The sequence below is a fragment of the Neorhizobium sp. T7_12 genome (assembly GCF_002968535.1).
In the GTDB taxonomy this organism is placed as follows: domain Bacteria; phylum Pseudomonadota; class Alphaproteobacteria; order Rhizobiales; family Rhizobiaceae; genus Neorhizobium; species Neorhizobium tomejilense.
On sequence record NZ_PVBK01000001.1, the window covers coordinates 445,328 to 462,093 of the forward strand.

Here is a 16,766-nt window from a genome sequence, read left to right on the forward strand (position 1 = left end):
CCAGGCGGACGTTTTCGATAAGGGGATTTTCAGGCAGCTCAGGCGGTTTCGGCGTATTCCGCCTCCGGTTCGCGCAGCACGTAGCCGCGGCCCCAGACGGTTTCGATATAGTTTGCGCCACCGGCGGCATTGGCGAGCTTCTTGCGCAGCTTGCAGATGAAGACGTCGATGATCTTCAGTTCCGGCTCGTCCATACCGCCGTAAAGGTGGTTCAGGAACATTTCCTTGGTGAGCGTGGTACCCTTGCGGAGCGAGAGCAGCTCCAGCATCTGGTATTCCTTGCCCGTCAGGTGAACGCGCTGGCCGCCGACTTCGACGGTCTTGGCGTCGAGATTGACGATCAGTTCGCCGGTGACGATGATCGACTGTGCGTGACCCTTGGAACGGCGCACGATCGCATGGATGCGAGCGACCAGTTCATCCTTGTGGAAGGGCTTGGTCATATAGTCGTCGGCGCCGAAACCGAGACCACGGACCTTGTCTTCGATGCCGGCCATGCCGGACAGGATGAGGATCGGTGTTTTGACCTTCGAAAGCCTCAGAGTGCGAAGCACTTCATAGCCCGACATGTCGGGCAGGTTAAGGTCGAGGAGAATGATATCATAATCGTAGAGCTTGCCGAGGTCGACGCCTTCCTCACCAAGGTCGGTCGTATAGACGTTGAAGCTTTCCGATTTCAGCATTAGCTCGATGCTCTGGGCAGTCGCGCTGTCATCTTCGATGAGTAGAACCCGCATATTTTTCCCCTTTACCGCCGCGTAAGGTATCTTTGCCCCCTTACTCGATACGGATCCAGACTGAGCCTGATTTGGAAGCTGCCACTAAATGGTTAACAAATTATGATTCAACCTGGCAAGGTTCATGATTTCGTTAAGCAAGATTAGTAGCAACCTGTTTTCCCTTCAAGTTTGGCCATCACCAGGATTGAATCCGCGGATGAGGAAATTCCGCTAAGTGATTCATTCGACTCATACATTGTCGCGGCCAATTTAGGCCCTGGCATTTACCGACCCTTAAACGATCCGGTTTATCATTAATGATGCCCGTAAACCAAAGGTTAACGCGAGCCTTAATTTATTAACGCTGCGAGAATTTTTTGATCCTGAGTGTACCAATCCGGATACACGGGCCTGGGTCTCGCTATCCACGGAGTATTGCGTATGAAGTCGCGTGACAGCATGGTTCGCCTGAAAAGCTTTCAGGTCACCGAAAAGCGCCGTCAACTGCAGCAATTGCAGATGATGATGGCCGAATTCGAGAGAATGTCTAAAGAACTCGAGCACCAGATCACTCTGGAAGAGAAGAAATCCGGTATTACCGACCGGAATCACTTCGCTTATCCAACCTTCGCAAAGGCTGCCCGCCAGCGCGCGGACAATCTTCAGGTCTCGATTCGCGAGCTGAAGGCCCAGGAGGAAAGCGCCGAATTGGCGCTCGAGGAAGCGGAAGCGGAATTCGCCAAGGCTTCGGCGCTCGAAGAGCGCGATGGCGGAATGCGCGCCCGGGCTTAACAAAGTCGGGCGGCATCATCGACGGAAATGTCATAATCTGGGGCGGTGCCGCGGTGCCAGGCCCCATTTCCGTATTTTTGGCTCTCGTTAACGTTTGTGATTCGGGTTCGGCATCCCCGTGTTAACGAAGGATATCCTGCCAGTCGGGATGGCGTTCCGCCTGCGCCTTGAAGAACGGGCAGAGCGGGATGATCTTCCAGCCGCCCTTGCGGGCTTCTTCGACCGCATGCAGCGCGAGCGCCTGGCCGACGCCCTTGCCGCGAAGCGCATCCGGAACCCCGGTATGATCAACGATGACAAGTTCCGGAGATGCGCGCGAATAGGTCATTTCGGCATAATGCCCCTCGACCTCGGCCACATAACGACCGCCCGACCGTGTCTCTTCCAAAGTAATATTCATGATGGTCCCGCTTTTGTCCGTTCGCCGATGGTGTAATACGGGGAGGGCCGAAGGGAAATAGCCCGGGCTGCCCCACCAAGGGTGACACACCGTCAACGGAGAAAGCGATGAACTGGCTGCGGCCGCTTCTTCTCGCGCTGGCCGCGATCTTTCTGGGGCTCGGGCTCTTTTTGCCGATCATCCGTTTCGAGCGGCTCTATTTCTTCAGCGAAACGCCGTCCCTGCTGGAACTCGTCGCGGCGCTTTTCCGGGAAGGAGACCTGGCGCTGTCGCTAGTGGTCGGGTTGTTTTCGATCGTTTTTCCGATCGTTAAGCTGGCTGGGCTGGCGGCGCAGATTTCCGGACGGGTGGGGGAGGCAGGATTTTTCCGCCGCGCGATGCCGCATCTTTCGAAATGGTCGATGATGGACGTGATGCTGGTGGCGATCGTGGTGTTTGCGGCAAAGAGCAGCGGCCTGGCTGTTGCGGTCTCGCAGCCGGGCCTCTGGTTCTATGCCGCTTCAGCCGTCATCGCCGGGCTTCTGCCGTCGCTGTCCCGGATCGGATCCGGGCAGAATTGAGCCGTCTTTCAGAAACCGAAAGGTGCCGTTGCGTTCGTTGCAGCGGCACCTTTTGGTTTCCGGTGCGGGCTTGACGCCCGCGAATTCGGCGTCAGTGGCGATATTGCTGGATGCGTGTGGTGCGCAGACCGGCCAAGCCGTGATCGTTGATGGAGGACTGCCAGGACAGGAATTCCTCGACGGTAAGCGTGTAACGCTCGCAGGCTTCTTCCAAGCTCAACAGGCCGCCGCGAACCGCGGCTACCACCTCTGCCTTGCGCCGGATGACCCAGCGGCGCGTATTGGCCGGCGGCAGGTCGGCGATCGTCAGGGGGCTGCCATCGGGGCCGATGACATATTTTACTCGGGGACGTATCATTTCGGTCATTGGACTCTCTACACAACGCAAGACCACGCCGGTGAGCCTAGCTGCCCAGTTTTAATATTTGACTAAACAGGCAGCAGCATTTGTTCCCACTGCGGCAACAATCGCGCTGCGTGTCCTAAGGCAGGACGAAAAAGGCTCATTTGTCCGGAAAAGAAGGTGTTTCGGCGATTGAGCGGTCGCTTGGAAGCGGCTGGTCAGAAGCCTTTGCCGCCCCGAAATTCGGCAAGCAGCGTGCCGAGCACGATACGCAGATCGAGGAAAATGGAGAAATTGTCGATATAATAGAGGTCGTATGCGATACGGGCGCGCGCCTTGCCGGGGCGGTCCGTCGGTCCGCGAAGACCGCGCATCTGGGCCAGGCCGGTCATGCCCGGCCGCATCGAATGGCGGCGATGATAACCCGCAACCAGGCTCTCGTAAGGGATGCCGGCAGCCAGCATGTCGATCGCGTGACAGCGCGGACCGACCAGCGACATGTCGCCTTTCAGGACATTCAGCAACTGCGGCAGTTCATCGACATTGGCCTTGCGGATGAGGGCGCCGACGCGGGTGATGCGCGGATCGTCCCTGACCGTCTGGGCTATCCCTCGCGCATCGCCGAGATTGGTGCGCATCGAACGGAACTTGTAGACCCGGAACCTGCGGCCATCCTTGCCCCAGCGCATCTGGGTGAAGAGCGCCGGCCCGTCGCTGTCGATGCGGATCGCCAGCGCGACGAGCAGCATCAGAGGCAGGAGCAGGATCAGCGCCGAAAGCGAGACGCCGATGTCGATCGCCCGCTTTGCCGCGAGCTGCGTTCGGAGGCTGCCGCTGGATTTGTGAGGTAAGCCCGAGTGCCGGATGAGGATTGGCAGCGGCTCGATGCGCCAGCCGCTCGACCCGTCGGTGGTGTCGTCATGCAGATCAGGAACACTCAAAACCAGCCACCCCACCCCACGCCCGACGCCCTGAGGGCAGCCGCAACTCTTGATAGAATACCTCTCGTCCGGAGTCATCAGCCAAGTTAACCATCCGTTAAGGATGAATATAATTTAGAAGTTGCTGTTATTGCAGCATTGCCAAAGATAATTCTGTTTTTCCAGCGCCCAATTCCAGTTGTGCCGTTCCGGCATGCCCGAGCGTCAGGTAATCCCCCGCGGAAAAGGAAAAGATTCCCGTTACGGACTGCATTTGTGCTCCACCGGCGGCGCCATTCGTCAGAATAAGTGTCTGCGTTGCATTGAGCATCAGGCTGGCCGCATGGCCGGACGAGGAGAACACCGCGAGATTGAGCGCGACGAGGTACACGCCGTCGGCCGGCACCACGAGCCGGTTGCCGCCGCCGTCGATCGCAGCGCCCAGCGAAAAGCCGCCGCGGTCGAGCGCAAGCGTGGTGAAGCCGCTCTGCTGGCCGGCGGTCGGGGTGAAACTCGTGCCGGTGCGGTAAGCGCGGGCGGCCGGCTGGTTGGGTTGCGAGACATGGCCGCTGGGCGAGATCGACAGCCCGGTCTTCCATGTCGTCCCATCGCTGACCTTGACCGAAAACTCGGTGTTGCCGGCCAGGCCCATTTCCGCATGACCCGTCCAGTTCGACTGGAAGAGCAGCGAGGCCGTGTCGGTGGATGCGGCCTTGTTGACCTTGATTTGGTGGCCGTTGCCGGCGTGGTTGAACAGGCTTGCCGGAGAGGCGAGCGTGAGCCGGTTGGTGCTGTCGGGCGTTGCATTGATGCCGAGCTCGTCGACGCGGCCGACGGCGGGCAGGGGGATGTCCTGCCAGAGCGCGCCCGAAAACACCTTGAGTTTTTCGGAAGCGGCGAACCAGGCCCGCCAGCCGACGCGCGGGATCAGGAATGCCCAGTAGCCGTCCTGCCAGGAAGCGACACGTCCCGCCTTGCCGGCCCAGACGCCGGTCGCTCCGGTCGCTACCAGGTAACAGGCGCCTTCTTCGGATGCGCCCGGCGGGCTCTCGAGTTCCGCGACGATCGTCAGATGCACCAGCGCGTCGAGCCGCAGCAGCGCCTCGTTGTGGGTCACGTGTTTCTGCGCCTGCGAAGGCAGGATGAAGGGCATGTTCAGATTTGTGGTCGTATCGGCCATGGCTGTCTCCGTTCGGTTGCCCGGAGTCTAGGGCCAATGGCGGAGACGGGGAGGCGGATGCGGCCAAGCCTTTGAAAAGCCTGAAGCGGCCCTTGGGAAACATGCTCGCTTCGACGTGCCGTGCCTTTGGCGCAACGCCTGCGCGTTTCGTCGCATGCGGGCTTTTCGATGTCCTGATTGCGCTTGTCCTTTGTCTCGCATATGCGAATGTGAGCGCGGCGAGAGACAGGGAAAAGCATGCGTTATTCGGCCTATTCGATCTTCAAGGAAGCGCTGTCCGGCAACCGGATGTGGAAGCCGGCCTGGCGCGAACCGCAGCCGAAGCCGCATTACGACGTCATCATCGTCGGCGGCGGCGGGCACGGGCTGGCGACGGCCTATTACCTGGCCAAGGAATTCGGCATCACCAATGTCGCTGTGCTCGAAAAGGGCTATCTCGGGTCGGGCAATGTCGGGCGCAACACGACGATCATCCGCTCCAACTACCTGCTTGAAGGCAACAATCCGTTTTACGAGTTTTCGCTGAAGCTGTGGGAAGGGCTGGAGCGGGATTTCAACTACAACGCGATGGTCTCCCAGCGTGGAATGCTCAACCTCTTTCATTCTGACGGCCAGCGGGACGCCTATGCCCGCAGGGGCAACGGCATGCGCATCCATGGCGTCGACGCCGAACTGCTCGACCGCGAGCAGGTGCGCAGAAAAGCGCCCTATCTCAATTTCGACCACGCCCGTTTCCCAATCATGGGCGCGCTCTATCAGAGGCGCGCCGGCACGGTGCGGCATGACGCCGTCGCCTGGGGTTACGGCCGCGGCGCCGATGCCCGCGGCGTCGATCTGATCCAGCATTGCGAGGTGACCGGCATCCGCCGCGAAAACGGTCTCGTCACCGGTGTCGAGACGACCAGGGGGTTCATCGGCTGCAACAAGCTGGCGCTCGCGGCTGCCGGAAATACCACCACAGTCGGGCGGATGGCCGATCTGGAACTGCCGATCGAATCGCATGTGCTGCAGGCCTTCGTCTCGGAAGGGCTGAAGCCAGTGGTCGACCATGTGATCACCTATGGCGCCGGCCATTTCTATATTTCGCAGTCGGACAAGGGCGGGCTGGTGTTCGGGGCCGAGATCGACTTCTATTCCTCCTATGCGCAGCGCGGCAATCTGGCGACCGTCGAGCACACGATGGAGGAGGGGGTGTCGCTGATCCCCGGCCTCTCGCGTGCCAAGGTGCTCAGAAGCTGGGGCGGCGTCATGGACATGTCGATGGACGGATCGCCGATCATCGACCGTACGCCGATCGACAATCTCTATCTGAACTGCGGCTGGTGTTACGGCGGCTTCAAGGCGACGCCGGCCTCCGGTTTCTGTTTCGCCCACCTGATCGCCAAGAACGAGACGCACCACGTCACCCGCTTCATGCGGCTCGACCGGTTCGAGCGCGGCTACACGATCGACGAAGCGGGCCGCGGCCCCCAGCCGAACCTTCACTGAGCAAGATCCCCCATGGCAAGCCTCATCACCTGTCCGCATTGCGGTACCAGACCCAAGGAAGAGTTTTCGATCCGCGGCGCCGCCGCGCCGAAACGCCCTTCGCCGACCGCCAAGGACGAAGCCTGGCACCGTTACGTCTATATCCGGGACAATCCGAAAGGGCGCTATCAGGAGTATTGGCATCACGTCGCCGGCTGCCGCCGTTTTCTGGTGGTCGAGCGGGATAACCTCACCCACGAGGTTTTCGGCGTGACCGATGCCGCGGAGTTTGAGCGCGCGGGAGCTGGCGAATGACCTCCTATCGTCTCGGGTCCGGCGGCGCGATCAATCGCGGCCAATCGCTCACCTTCACCTTCGACGGCCGCAGCTACAAGGGGTTCGACGGCGATACGCTCGCCTCGGCGCTGCTTGCCAACGATCAGATGCTGATGGCCCGCAGTTTCAAGTACCACCGCCCGCGCGGCGTGGTGACGGCAGGGTCCGCCGAGCCGAACGCGCTGATGACGATCGGGTCCGGCGCGCGGGCCGAGCCGAACGCCCGTGCGACGGTGGTCGAGCTTTACAATGGCCTTGCTGCCGCCAGCCAGAACCGCTGGCCGTCGCTGAAACACGATTTCGGCGCGGTGAACGATCTCTTCTCGCCGTTTTTCGGCGCCGGTTTCTACTACAAGACCTTCATGTGGCCGGGCGTGCTCTGGGAAAAGCTCTACGAGCCGCTGATCCGCCGTGCCGCAGGCCTCGGCAAGGTCACCATGCTGGCGGATCCCGACCGTTACGAAAAATCCTGGGCGCATTGCGACCTGCTGGTGATTGGCGCGGGGCCGACCGGTCTCATAGCGGCGCTCGCCGCCGGCAGGGCTGGGGCGCGGGTCATTCTGGCGGACGAAGGCTTCAGGTTCGGAGGTTCGCTGCTGTCGGAAAGCGCCATGGTCGGCGGCCGGTCGGCTGCGGAATTCGCGGCTGACGTCGTCGAGGAACTGACGTCGCTGCCGAACGTGACGCTGATGGCGCGTACGACCGTGTTCGGCTGGTATGACGACATGGTGTTCGGCGCCGTCGAGCGGGTGCAGAAACACGTGGCCTCGCCATCGCCGGACCTGCCGATGGAGCGGCTGTGGCGCATCGTGGCCAAGCAGGCGATCCTTGCCACCGGTGCCGAAGAGAGGCCACTCGTCTTCGGCGGCAACGACAAGCCGGGCGTGACGACGGCCGGGGCTGCGCGCACCTATCTCAACCGCTACGGCGTTGCTGTCGGCGGCAAGGTAGCCGTCTTCACCAATGGCGGCTCCGGGTACCGCACGGCCGCCGACCTCCTCGCTCAGGGTATCGACGTCACCGCGATCATCGACGCGCGGCCGCAATCGGCCGACCCGGTGCCGGAGAGTGTTCGCGTCATCCGCAGCGGCTCGGTCATCGCGACCAGGGGACGCCACCGGATCGAGGGGCTGATCGTCGAGCGCTCCGGGTTCGAGGAGGTGATCGACTGCGATGCGCTGGCGATGTCCGGCGGCTGGTCGCCGATCGTGCATCTGATGTGTCAGCGCGGCGCCAAGCCTGTGTGGTCCGACGAGAAGCAGGCATTTCTGGCGCCCGACGTCGGCGGAGCTTTTGCGGCTGCCGGCTCGGCTGCCGGCCAGGTGTCGCTCGGGGCTTGCCTGAAGGATGGTTCGGCCAAGGCGCATGCCGCACTCGACGCGCTGGGCAGGCTGGTCGGCACGCTTGAAACGCCCGAGGTCGAGGGCGAATACGATCCGTCCTTCGCGCCGCTCTGGTACGTGCCGGGCGCCCGGGACAAGGCCTTCGTCGATTTCCAGAACGACGTGCATGTCGGCGACCTCGGTCTCGCCCAGCGGGAGGGTTTCCGTCATATCGAGCACACCAAGCGTTATACGACCGCCGGCATGGCAACCGACCAGGGCAAGCTCGGCAATGTCAACACGGCCGGCATCGTGGCGGGCATGCGCGGCGTGTCGCCGGCCGAGATCGGCACCACCACATTCCGGCCATTCTACACGCCGGTCTCGTTCGGCGCTCTGGCCGGCACTGCGCGAGCCGAGCACGCGGCCCCGGTGCGTACCTCGCCGCTGCATGGCTGGGCGAGAAAGAACGGCGCGACCTTCGTCGAATCAGGTCTCTGGTACCGCTCCGCCTGGTTCCCGCAGGAGGGCGAAAAGACCTGGCGGGAAAGCGTCGACCGGGAGGTCTTGAACGTTCGCACCCATGCCGGTCTCTGCGACGTCTCCACGCTCGGCAAGATCGAGATATTCGGGTCGGGCGCGGCGGAATTCCTCGATCGCATCTATTGCAACAGCTTTCTCAAGCTGCCGGTCGGAAGAGCACGTTACGGGCTGATGCTGCGCGAGGACGGCATCGTCTTCGACGACGGAACGGTAAGCAGGCTTTCCGAAAACCACTATGTCATGACCACGACGACGGCTTTTGCCGCGGACGTGCTCTCGCATCTGGAATTCTCGGCACAGACTTTCTGGCCGGAGCTCGACGTGCGCTTCGTTTCCTCGACGGATCAGTGGGCGCAGATGTCGCTCGCCGGGCCGAAGGCGCGAATCATCATGAGCCGCGTCGTGCAGGACGATATTTCCGACGCTGCCTTCCCCTTCCTCGCCGCCAAGGAGGTGATGCTGCGCGACGGGCTGAAGGCTCGGCTGTTCCGCATCTCCTTCTCGGGTGAGCTCGCCTACGAGCTCGCGGTTCCGGCCGGTTATGGCGAGGCCGTCGCCGACGCGATCATGAATGCGGGCCGCGAGGAGGGCATCTGCGCCTATGGTGTCGAGGCCCTGAACGTGCTGCGCGTCGAGACGGGGCATGTCACCCATAGCGAACTCGACGGCCGCGCTACGGCGGACGATGTCGGGCTCGGCCGGTTGATGGCGATGCAGAAGCCGGATTTCATCGGCAAGCGTCTCTCGATGCGATTCGGGTTGACAGCCGCCGACCGGCTGCAGCTCGTCGGATTGAAGCCGATCGAGGCCGACAAGGAGATCAAGGCCGGTGCGCATCTCCTGAAGGAAGGTGCAAAGCCGTCGACGGCGAACGACCAGGGTTTCATCTCGTCGGCCTGCTTTTCGCCAACGCTCGGGCAGTTCATCGCGCTCGGCATGCTGAAGTCCGGGCGCGAGCGGATTGGCGAACGGGTGACGGTCTGGGACGGGCTGCGCGGCTCGGAAGTGCTCGCGCAAGTCTGCCCGCCGGTCTTCGTCGATCCCGAAAACAGCAAACTGCATCTCTGAGGGCTGCCTGATGTCGATCAATCTTCTCCACCGGCATGTCCTTGACGATCATATCTCCGGCTTCGAGACGGATCCCAATCCGAACCATCTCTCCATCATTCGCCGGCCGGTGATCTTCTCGGTTCTCGCCCACGAGGGCCAAGAGACAGCCGTCGCCGAGGCCCTGTGGAATGCCGAGGATGTGGCGCCACGCTTCTGCGGCCCGTCCGAATGGTTCGCCGTATCGCGGACGGTCGGCGCCGAGATGGTCGCCGGCATGCTGTCCGGGATCGCCGGAGCGTCCTTCGCCGACCAGAGCGATGGCCGCGTGCTCATGGAAATCTCCGGTCCGAGCGTGCGAACGATTCTCGCCAAATGCGTGGCGATCGACTTGCATCCGGAGGTGTTCGAGGAGGGCCATTCCGCCGCGATGTTGTGCTGCCATGCGGAGGCGAACGTCGCGCGCACCGGTGCCGACAGGTTCGAGATCATCGTGCCGCGCTCGCTTGCCGGATCGGTTTTCGAGGAGATGATGGAGATGGGCCGCGAGCATGCACTGACCCGCGGCTTCGTGGACTGAGCGCTGAGCCCGCAGGGCGAGGGTCGAATCTGAATTTAACGTTAATGCAAGGACGATCTTTAATTTCGCAAACCGGGTGTCCCGGCTAATTTTTCGACAGAAGCTGCCGGTTTTTTGGAATTTCTGATCTTTGTGTTGCCAGATTGTTGAGAAGTGCTGCGATTTTGTCGGTCTCGCGGCTTTTTGTCTTCCCATTCCTTACGAAAACGTTATGGAATGCGCCAAAGAACGTAAGAACCCGCAAGGGCCAAATAAACGAGATGCGACCCTCCCGGGATCGCATCCAGGGGAAAATATATGGAGTATTTTATCCAGCAGCTCATCAACGGGCTGACTCTTGGATCCATCTATGGCCTTGTCGCAATCGGCTATACGATGGTTTATGGCATCATCGGCATGATCAACTTCGCCCATGGCGATATTTTCATGCTTGGCGGTTTTGCCGCTCTCATCGTCTTCCTGATCGCAACCTCCTTCTTCGCCGGTATTCCGGTGGCGTTGCTTCTGCTGCTGATGTTGCTCGTCGGCATGCTGATGACGGGGTTGTGGAACTGGACGATCGAGCGGGTCGCCTACCGGCCTTTGCGGGGATCCTTCCGGCTTGCGCCGCTGATCACCGCGATCGGCATGTCGATCGTGCTGTCCAACTTCATCCAGGTGACGCAGGGGCCGCGAAACAAGCCGATCCCGCCGATGGTAACCGACGTCTTCCATATCGGCGGCATCACCATCTCGCTGAAGCAGGTGCTCATCGTCATCATCACGGCGGTGCTGCTGTTCGCCTTCTGGTATATCGTCAACAAGACGCCGCTCGGCCGCGCCCAGCGGGCAACCGAGCAGGACCGCAAGATGGCGGCGCTGCTGGGCGTTGACGTCGACCGGACGATCTCGATCACCTTCATAATGGGTGCAGCGCTCGCGGCGGTCGCCGGCGGCATGTATCTAATGTATTACGGCGTCGCCTCTTTCAATGATGGCTTCATCCCGGGCGTAAAGGCCTTCACCGCAGCGGTTCTCGGCGGGATCGGGTCATTGCCGGGTGCCGTTCTCGGCGGGCTGCTGATCGGCCTCATCGAGTCGCTGTGGTCGGCCTATTTCTCCATCGCCTACAAGGACGTCGCCACGTTTGCGATCCTCGCTTTCGTGCTGATCTTCAAGCCGACCGGCATTCTCGGCCGGCCGGAAGTGGAGAAGGTGTAACATGACAGCTGCAACCGAAACCGGTCATCCGAACGTACTTGCCAAGGCGGTGCGGGAAGGTATTTTCGCCGGCGTCATCTCCTTCTTCATGTTCCTGCTGTTCGTCGGCGTCGAGACCTATCAGGACATCAACAACGCGCTCGTCTGGCGCACCCGCTGGGGTCTTCTGGCGATCTTCGTGCTGGTGGCGGCGGTCAGCCGCTTCCTCACCGTCGGGTTCATCAAGCCGCATATCGACCGTCGCAAGCTCGCCAAGGCAAAGAGCGGCGTGCTGGAAATTTCCGAGCAGAAGAACTTCTTCCACCGGCATTTCCTCAAGATCGCGCTGATCTTCCTGCTGGTCTATCCCTTCCTGTCGCTGCTTATCGTCGGCAAGCAGGGCTCGCTGAAATATGTCGACAATTTCGGCATCCAGATCCTCATCTACGTGATGCTCGCCTGGGGCCTGAACATCGTCGTCGGCCTCGCCGGACTGCTCGACCTCGGTTATGTCGCCTTCTATGCGGTCGGCGCCTATTCCTATGCGCTGCTGTCCTCCTATTTCGGCCTGTCCTTCTGGCTGCTCCTGCCGATGTCGGGCGTTCTCGCGGCACTCTGGGGGATCATCCTCGGCTTCCCGGTTCTGAGGCTGAGGGGTGACTATCTCGCCATCGTGACGCTCGCCTTCGGGGAAATCATCCGCCTGGTGCTGATCAACTGGACCGATGTGACCAAGGGAACATTCGGGATTTCGGGTATCGCCAAGGCCTCGTTCTTCGGCATCTGGTCCTTCGATACCGGCAGCGCGAACAGCTTCGTCAAGGCCTGGGGCCTGTCGGCTTCCTCGGTCTATTACAAGATCTTCCTGTTCTACATCATCCTGGCGCTCTGCATGCTCACCGCCTACGTCACCATCCGGCTTCGGCGCATGCCGATCGGCCGGGCCTGGGAAGCGCTGCGCGAGGACGAGATCGCCTGCCGCTCGCTCGGCATCAACACCGTCACCACCAAGCTGACCGCCTTTGCGACCGGCGCGATGTTCGGAGGAATCGCGGGCTCCTTCTTCGCCACCCGCCAAGGCTTCGTCTCGCCGGAAAGCTTCGTCTTCCTGGAATCGGCCGTGATCCTGGCAATCGTCGTTCTCGGCGGCATGGGGTCGCTGACCGGCATCGCGATCGCCGCGGTGGTGATGGTCGGCGGTACCGAGGTGCTGCGCGAAATGTCCTTCCTCAAGGCCGTGTTCGGGCCTGACTTCACGCCTGAACTCTACCGCATGCTGCTCTTCGGCCTGGCGATGATCATCGTCATGCTGTTCAAGCCGCGAGGCTTCGTCGGATCGCGAGAACCGACGGCCTTCCTCAAGGAGCGCAGGGCGGTCTCCGGAAGCTTTACCAAGGAGGGCCACGGCTGATGGCTCTCGGAACGACGACAATGACGAACGATACAATCCTCAAGGTCGAGCACCTGTCGATGAAATTCGGTGGCCTGATGGCCATCAACGATCTCTCGCTGGAGGTACGGCGCGGCGAGATCACGGCGCTGATCGGGCCGAACGGCGCCGGCAAGACGACGGTGTTCAACTGCATCACCGGCTTCTACAAGCCGACCATGGGCATGCTCACCCTGCAGCGCAGGGACGGCAAGGAATTCCTGCTGGAACGCCTGCGCGACTTCGAGATCCCCAAGCTGGCCGGCGTCGCCCGCACGTTCCAGAACATCCGCCTGTTCTCGGGCCTGACGGTTCTCGAAAACCTGCTGGTCGCGCAGCACAATGCCCTGATGAAGGCATCCGGCTACACGATCCTCGGGCTCCTCGGTCTGCCGGCCTATAACAGGGCCGTCGATGCCTCGATCGAAAAGGCGAAATACTGGCTAGACAAGGCGGATCTGACCGATCGTGCCGACGACCCTGCCGGCGACCTTCCCTACGGTGCCCAGCGGCGGCTCGAAATCGCCCGCGCGATGTGCACCAATCCGGAACTGCTGTGCCTCGACGAACCGGCTGCCGGCCTCAACCCGCGCGAATCTGCGGCGCTCAACGCGCTGTTGCACCTGATCCGCGACGAGGGCGCTTCGATCCTGTTGATCGAGCACGACATGTCGGTGGTCATGGAGATTTCCGACCATGTCGTGGTGCTGGAATACGGCCAGAAGATATCCGACGGCTCGCCGGACCATGTGAAGAACGACCCACGAGTGATCGCCGCATATCTCGGCGTCGAGGATGACGAGGTGGAAGAGGTGATTGCGGTAGAACTCGAGGGGGGCAATCACTGATGGCGGCCGAGAACCTTCTGAAAGTCGAGGCTGTCGAGACCTACTACGGCAATATCCGTGCACTCGCAGGCGTCGATGTCGAAGTCAACAAGGGCGAGATCGTCAGCCTGATCGGCGCCAACGGAGCCGGCAAGTCGACGCTGATGATGACCATCTGCGGCAGCCCGCAGGCTCGAACCGGCTCGATCATCTTCGACGGCGAGGACATCACCAAGCTGCCGACGCATCTGATCGCGCGGCGCCGCATCGCCCAGTCTCCCGAAGGCCGGCGCATCTTTCCGCGCATGACCGTCTACGAAAACCTGCAGATGGGGGCCGGCCTCGACAACCTCAAATATTTCAACGAGGACGTCGAGAAGATCTTCACGCTCTTCCCGCGCCTCAAGGAGCGCCAGAGCCAGCGCGGCGGCACGCTTTCGGGCGGCGAACAGCAGATGCTATCGATCGGGCGCGCGCTGATGGCGCGGCCGAAGCTGCTCTTGCTCGACGAACCTTCGCTGGGCTTGGCGCCGCTGATCGTCAAGGGCATTTTCGAGGCGATCAAGAAGTTGAACAAGGAAGAAGGGTTGACCGTCTTCCTCGTCGAGCAGAATGCGTTCGCAGCACTGAAACTCTCCGACCGTGGCTATGTGATGGTCAACGGCAAGGTGACGATGAGCGGTTCCGGAAAAGAGCTTCTCGCCAATCCGGAAGTGCGCGCCGCTTACCTTGAAGGTGGACGGCATTGATCGTTAAGGTTGTATCAATGGCAGCCGGAGGAATTTAGGATGCAGGGACTGTTTTTCGAAAGCGACAGCGGCGTGCGGTACCTCTTGCGTTTCCTCGTGCTGATCATCGGTTTCTGGACTGCCTGGCGCTCCGGCAAGGCCGCCGCCGAGGGCTGGAACGGCCATACGACGGTGGTGGTCTATACGCTGCTACTCGGCGTGGCGATGCGTTTTCTGCACTATGCGCTGTTCCAGGGGCCATTCATCAGCCCGTTCTACTACATCATCGACGTGGCCATTCTGCTCGTCTTTTCGAGCGCCGGATTCCGCATTCGGCGGACGCGCCAGATGGTGCAGAATTACTATTGGCTCTACGAGCCTGCTTCCGCTTTCTCCTTCAAGAAGAAAGATTGACAGCCGAACTTTTCTGCCCTCAGATTAGCTCGGGTTGAAACGATAAGTAACCTAGAGTGGAACATTTCCGGCGCAGTGACGGTGGGTATTGCGCCCGGTTTCGAAAAATCAGCTCACCTAAAAAATTGGGAGTAACTCGATGAAGAAGTCTCTTCTTTCCGCGGTTGCGCTGACGGCCTTGGTCGCCTTCAGCGGTAGCGCATGGGCCGACATCGTTATTGGCGTCGGCGGTCCGCTCACGGGTCCGAACGCCGCCTTCGGTGCGCAGCTCCAGAAGGGTGCCGAACAGGCCGCAGCCGATATCAATGCCGCCGGCGGCATCAACGGCGAAAAGATCAAGATCGTCCTCGGCGACGACGTGTCGGACCCCAAGCAGGGCATCTCGGTTGCCAACAAGTTTGCATCCGACGGCGTCAAGTACGTGGTCGGCCACTTCAACTCCGGCGTTTCGATTCCGGCTTCCAAGGAAGTCTATGCCGAAAACGGCATGCTCGAAATCACCCCGGCTGCGACCAACCCGGTCTTCACCGAGCGTGGTCTGTGGAACGTGTTCCGTACCTGCGGTCGTGACGACCAGCAGGGCGGCGTTGCCGGCGCTTACCTCGCCGACAAGTTCAAGACTGCCAAGATCGCCATCATCGACGACAAGACGCCTTACGGTCAGGGCCTTGCCGAAGAGACCAAGAAGGCAATGAACGCCAAGGGCCTCAAGGAAGTCATCCGCGAAGGCGTCAACGTCGGCGACAAGGACTTCTCGGCGCTCATCTCCAAGATGAAGGAAGCCGGCGTCACGATCATCTACTGGGGCGGTCTCCACACCGAAGCCGGCCTGATCATCCGCCAGGCCAAGGACCAGGGTCTCAAGGCTACGCTCGTTTCGGGTGACGGCATCGTCTCCAACGAACTGGCTTCGATCGCTGGCGACGCCGTCGCAGGCACGCTCAACACCTTCGGCCCGGACCCGACGCTGAACCCGGCCAACAAGGACCTGGTTGCCAAGTTCAAGGCAGCCGGCTTCAACCCGGAAGCCTACACGCTGTATTCCTACGCAGCCGTGCAGGTCATCGCTGCCGGTATCAAGGCAACCGGCAAGGCCGACGACGCCGAAGCCGTTGCCAAGGTGCTGCATGAAAAGGGCCCGTTCAAGACCGTTCTCGGCGACATTGCCTTCGACGCCAAGGGCGATCCGAAGATCCCGGGCTACATCATGTACGAATGGAAGAAGGGTCCGGACGGCAAGTACAGCTACTTCCCGCAGGGCTGAGCTGTTATCGGCAACCGTATCTTAGAAGGGAGCCCGGTCAAAAGCCGGGCTTCTTTGCGTTTGGGGCACCTATAGGCGGCACGCTGGAGTTCCACTAAACTGGCAGCTGAATTCCGGACTTGGAAATCTCCATTATCTGGCATATCAAGGGTCAGGGCCTGTTAAATTCAGCCGAACCCGAAGGACGAGATGGGTTTCGCGCTTGGACTGCGTCGGGAAGATTTGAAAATGTGCGAACATTTCCTGCATCTTCCCTCCTAGCCGGGCACGAAATCCGTCACTTAGATTGGATGAATTCAACAGGTCCTGAGCCTGGATAATCCAATTTGAGGAGAGGTAATGTTATGGATCTGAGTGCCATTATTGCCCAGATTATCGGCGGTGCCGTCGGCGGGACCGCGGGTGGGAAAATCCTGAAGGATACCGATCTCGGTCAGATCGGAAATATAATAGCCGGCGCGGTCGGAGGAATTGGCGGTGGTTCAATCCTCGGCTCGCTTCTTGGAGCCGGCGGCGCGGCGGCCGGAGGCGTCGATTTAGCGGCGCTCGCTGGTCAGCTCGTCGGGGGCGGTATTTCCGGGCTTGTCGTCCAGATCGTCGTTGGTCTGGTCGTCAACAAGTTTTTCAAAAAAGCCTGACTGTAGCGAAGCGTCTGTCGTCGCCACGCAGCGGAGCTTGTTCGTCGCTCGAAACGGTTCGCCGGATCGTTCTCGGGC

The 16,766-nt window shown here is 61.0% G+C and carries 18 protein-coding genes; 13 read left to right on the forward strand and 5 right to left on the reverse strand.

The features are described from left to right. Positions 1 to 38: 38 nt before the first annotated feature. Positions 39 to 737 (reverse strand): response regulator transcription factor CtrA, encoded by a 699-nt coding sequence (ctrA, locus tag C5J26_RS02180; RefSeq protein WP_007769464.1) that lies wholly within the window; start codon positions 735 to 737, stop codon positions 39 to 41. A gap of 423 nt (positions 738 to 1,160) precedes the next feature. Between ctrA and C5J26_RS02185 the strand changes: the two genes are divergently transcribed. Continuing rightward, the gene (locus C5J26_RS02185; protein WP_105400323.1) at positions 1,161 to 1,511 is read left to right on the forward strand and encodes a flagellar export protein FliJ; all 351 of its coding nucleotides are present in this window, start codon (positions 1,161 to 1,163) and stop codon (positions 1,509 to 1,511) included. A gap of 121 nt (positions 1,512 to 1,632) precedes the next feature. Here the strand turns inward: C5J26_RS02185 and C5J26_RS02190 are convergent, their stop codons facing one another. Then, positions 1,633 to 1,911: a GNAT family N-acetyltransferase gene (locus tag C5J26_RS02190; RefSeq protein WP_105400324.1), complete on the reverse strand. Its 279-nt coding sequence runs from the start codon at positions 1,909 to 1,911 to the stop codon at positions 1,633 to 1,635. Positions 1,912 to 2,018: 107 nt separating this feature from the next. Here C5J26_RS02190 and C5J26_RS02195 point away from each other — a divergent pair, with 107 nt between their 5' ends. Beyond that, the gene (locus tag C5J26_RS02195; RefSeq protein WP_105400325.1) at positions 2,019 to 2,471 is read left to right on the forward strand and encodes a paraquat-inducible protein A; all 453 of its coding nucleotides are present in this window, start codon (positions 2,019 to 2,021) and stop codon (positions 2,469 to 2,471) included. A 91-nt stretch (positions 2,472 to 2,562) separates the two neighbouring features. Here C5J26_RS02195 and C5J26_RS02200 read toward each other — a convergent pair whose 3' ends face one another. The 3 genes from C5J26_RS02200 to C5J26_RS02210 all read right to left on the reverse strand — a co-directional run bounded on the left by C5J26_RS02200 (position 2,563) and on the right by C5J26_RS02210 (position 4,914). After that, positions 2,563 to 2,838, reverse strand: coding sequence for a DUF1153 domain-containing protein (locus C5J26_RS02200; protein WP_018327815.1), 276 nt, complete (start codon positions 2,836 to 2,838; stop codon positions 2,563 to 2,565). 194 nt (positions 2,839 to 3,032) lie between these two features. Beyond that, positions 3,033 to 3,686: a sugar transferase gene (locus C5J26_RS02205; RefSeq protein ID WP_371681892.1), complete on the reverse strand. Its 654-nt coding sequence runs from the start codon at positions 3,684 to 3,686 to the stop codon at positions 3,033 to 3,035. Positions 3,687 to 3,882: 196 nt separating this feature from the next. Beyond that, positions 3,883 to 4,914 (reverse strand): DUF2793 domain-containing protein, encoded by a 1,032-nt coding sequence (locus tag C5J26_RS02210; RefSeq protein ID WP_105400326.1) that lies wholly within the window; start codon positions 4,912 to 4,914, stop codon positions 3,883 to 3,885. Between the two features lie 237 nt (positions 4,915 to 5,151). Here C5J26_RS02210 and C5J26_RS02215 point away from each other — a divergent pair, with 237 nt between their 5' ends. From C5J26_RS02215 to C5J26_RS02265, 11 genes are all read left to right on the forward strand, one after another. Then, positions 5,152 to 6,402, forward strand: coding sequence for a sarcosine oxidase subunit beta family protein (locus C5J26_RS02215; RefSeq protein WP_105400327.1), 1,251 nt, complete (start codon positions 5,152 to 5,154; stop codon positions 6,400 to 6,402). Positions 6,403 to 6,414: 12 nt separating this feature from the next. After that, positions 6,415 to 6,696 carry a sarcosine oxidase subunit delta gene (locus C5J26_RS02220; protein WP_105400328.1) on the forward strand — a complete coding sequence of 94 codons (282 nt, stop codon included), beginning with the start codon at positions 6,415 to 6,417 and terminating at the stop codon, positions 6,694 to 6,696. After that, the gene (locus tag C5J26_RS02225) at positions 6,693 to 9,650 is read left to right on the forward strand and encodes a sarcosine oxidase subunit alpha family protein (RefSeq protein ID WP_105400329.1); all 2,958 of its coding nucleotides are present in this window, start codon (positions 6,693 to 6,695) and stop codon (positions 9,648 to 9,650) included. The genes C5J26_RS02220 and C5J26_RS02225 overlap by 4 nt, the downstream gene beginning before the upstream one ends. Before the next feature lie 10 nt (positions 9,651 to 9,660). Next, entirely contained in the window at positions 9,661 to 10,209 is a 549-nt protein-coding gene (locus tag C5J26_RS02230) for a sarcosine oxidase subunit gamma (RefSeq protein ID WP_105400330.1), read from the forward strand. Between the two features lie 297 nt (positions 10,210 to 10,506). Beyond that, the gene (locus C5J26_RS02235) at positions 10,507 to 11,409 is read left to right on the forward strand and encodes a branched-chain amino acid ABC transporter permease (protein ID WP_038544603.1); all 903 of its coding nucleotides are present in this window, start codon (positions 10,507 to 10,509) and stop codon (positions 11,407 to 11,409) included. Between the two features lies 1 nt (position 11,410). Further along, positions 11,411 to 12,799: a high-affinity branched-chain amino acid ABC transporter permease LivM gene (gene livM / locus C5J26_RS02240; RefSeq protein WP_046610038.1), complete on the forward strand. Its 1,389-nt coding sequence runs from the start codon at positions 11,411 to 11,413 to the stop codon at positions 12,797 to 12,799. Beyond that, positions 12,799 to 13,665, forward strand: coding sequence for an ABC transporter ATP-binding protein (locus tag C5J26_RS02245; RefSeq protein ID WP_046625208.1), 867 nt, complete (start codon positions 12,799 to 12,801; stop codon positions 13,663 to 13,665). The genes livM and C5J26_RS02245 overlap by 1 nt, the downstream gene beginning before the upstream one ends. Further along, positions 13,665 to 14,393: an ABC transporter ATP-binding protein gene (locus C5J26_RS02250; protein ID WP_046600928.1), complete on the forward strand. Its 729-nt coding sequence runs from the start codon at positions 13,665 to 13,667 to the stop codon at positions 14,391 to 14,393. The genes C5J26_RS02245 and C5J26_RS02250 overlap by 1 nt, the downstream gene beginning before the upstream one ends. 39 nt (positions 14,394 to 14,432) lie before the next feature. Next, positions 14,433 to 14,786 carry a DUF6867 family protein gene (locus C5J26_RS02255; protein WP_105400331.1) on the forward strand — a complete coding sequence of 118 codons (354 nt, stop codon included), beginning with the start codon at positions 14,433 to 14,435 and terminating at the stop codon, positions 14,784 to 14,786. 139 nt (positions 14,787 to 14,925) lie between these two features. Next, the gene (locus C5J26_RS02260) at positions 14,926 to 16,050 is read left to right on the forward strand and encodes a branched-chain amino acid ABC transporter substrate-binding protein (protein WP_105400332.1); all 1,125 of its coding nucleotides are present in this window, start codon (positions 14,926 to 14,928) and stop codon (positions 16,048 to 16,050) included. Positions 16,051 to 16,394: 344 nt separating this feature from the next. Next, positions 16,395 to 16,688 (forward strand): hypothetical protein, encoded by a 294-nt coding sequence (locus tag C5J26_RS02265; RefSeq protein WP_105400333.1) that lies wholly within the window; start codon positions 16,395 to 16,397, stop codon positions 16,686 to 16,688. Positions 16,689 to 16,766: the final 78 nt, after the last annotated feature.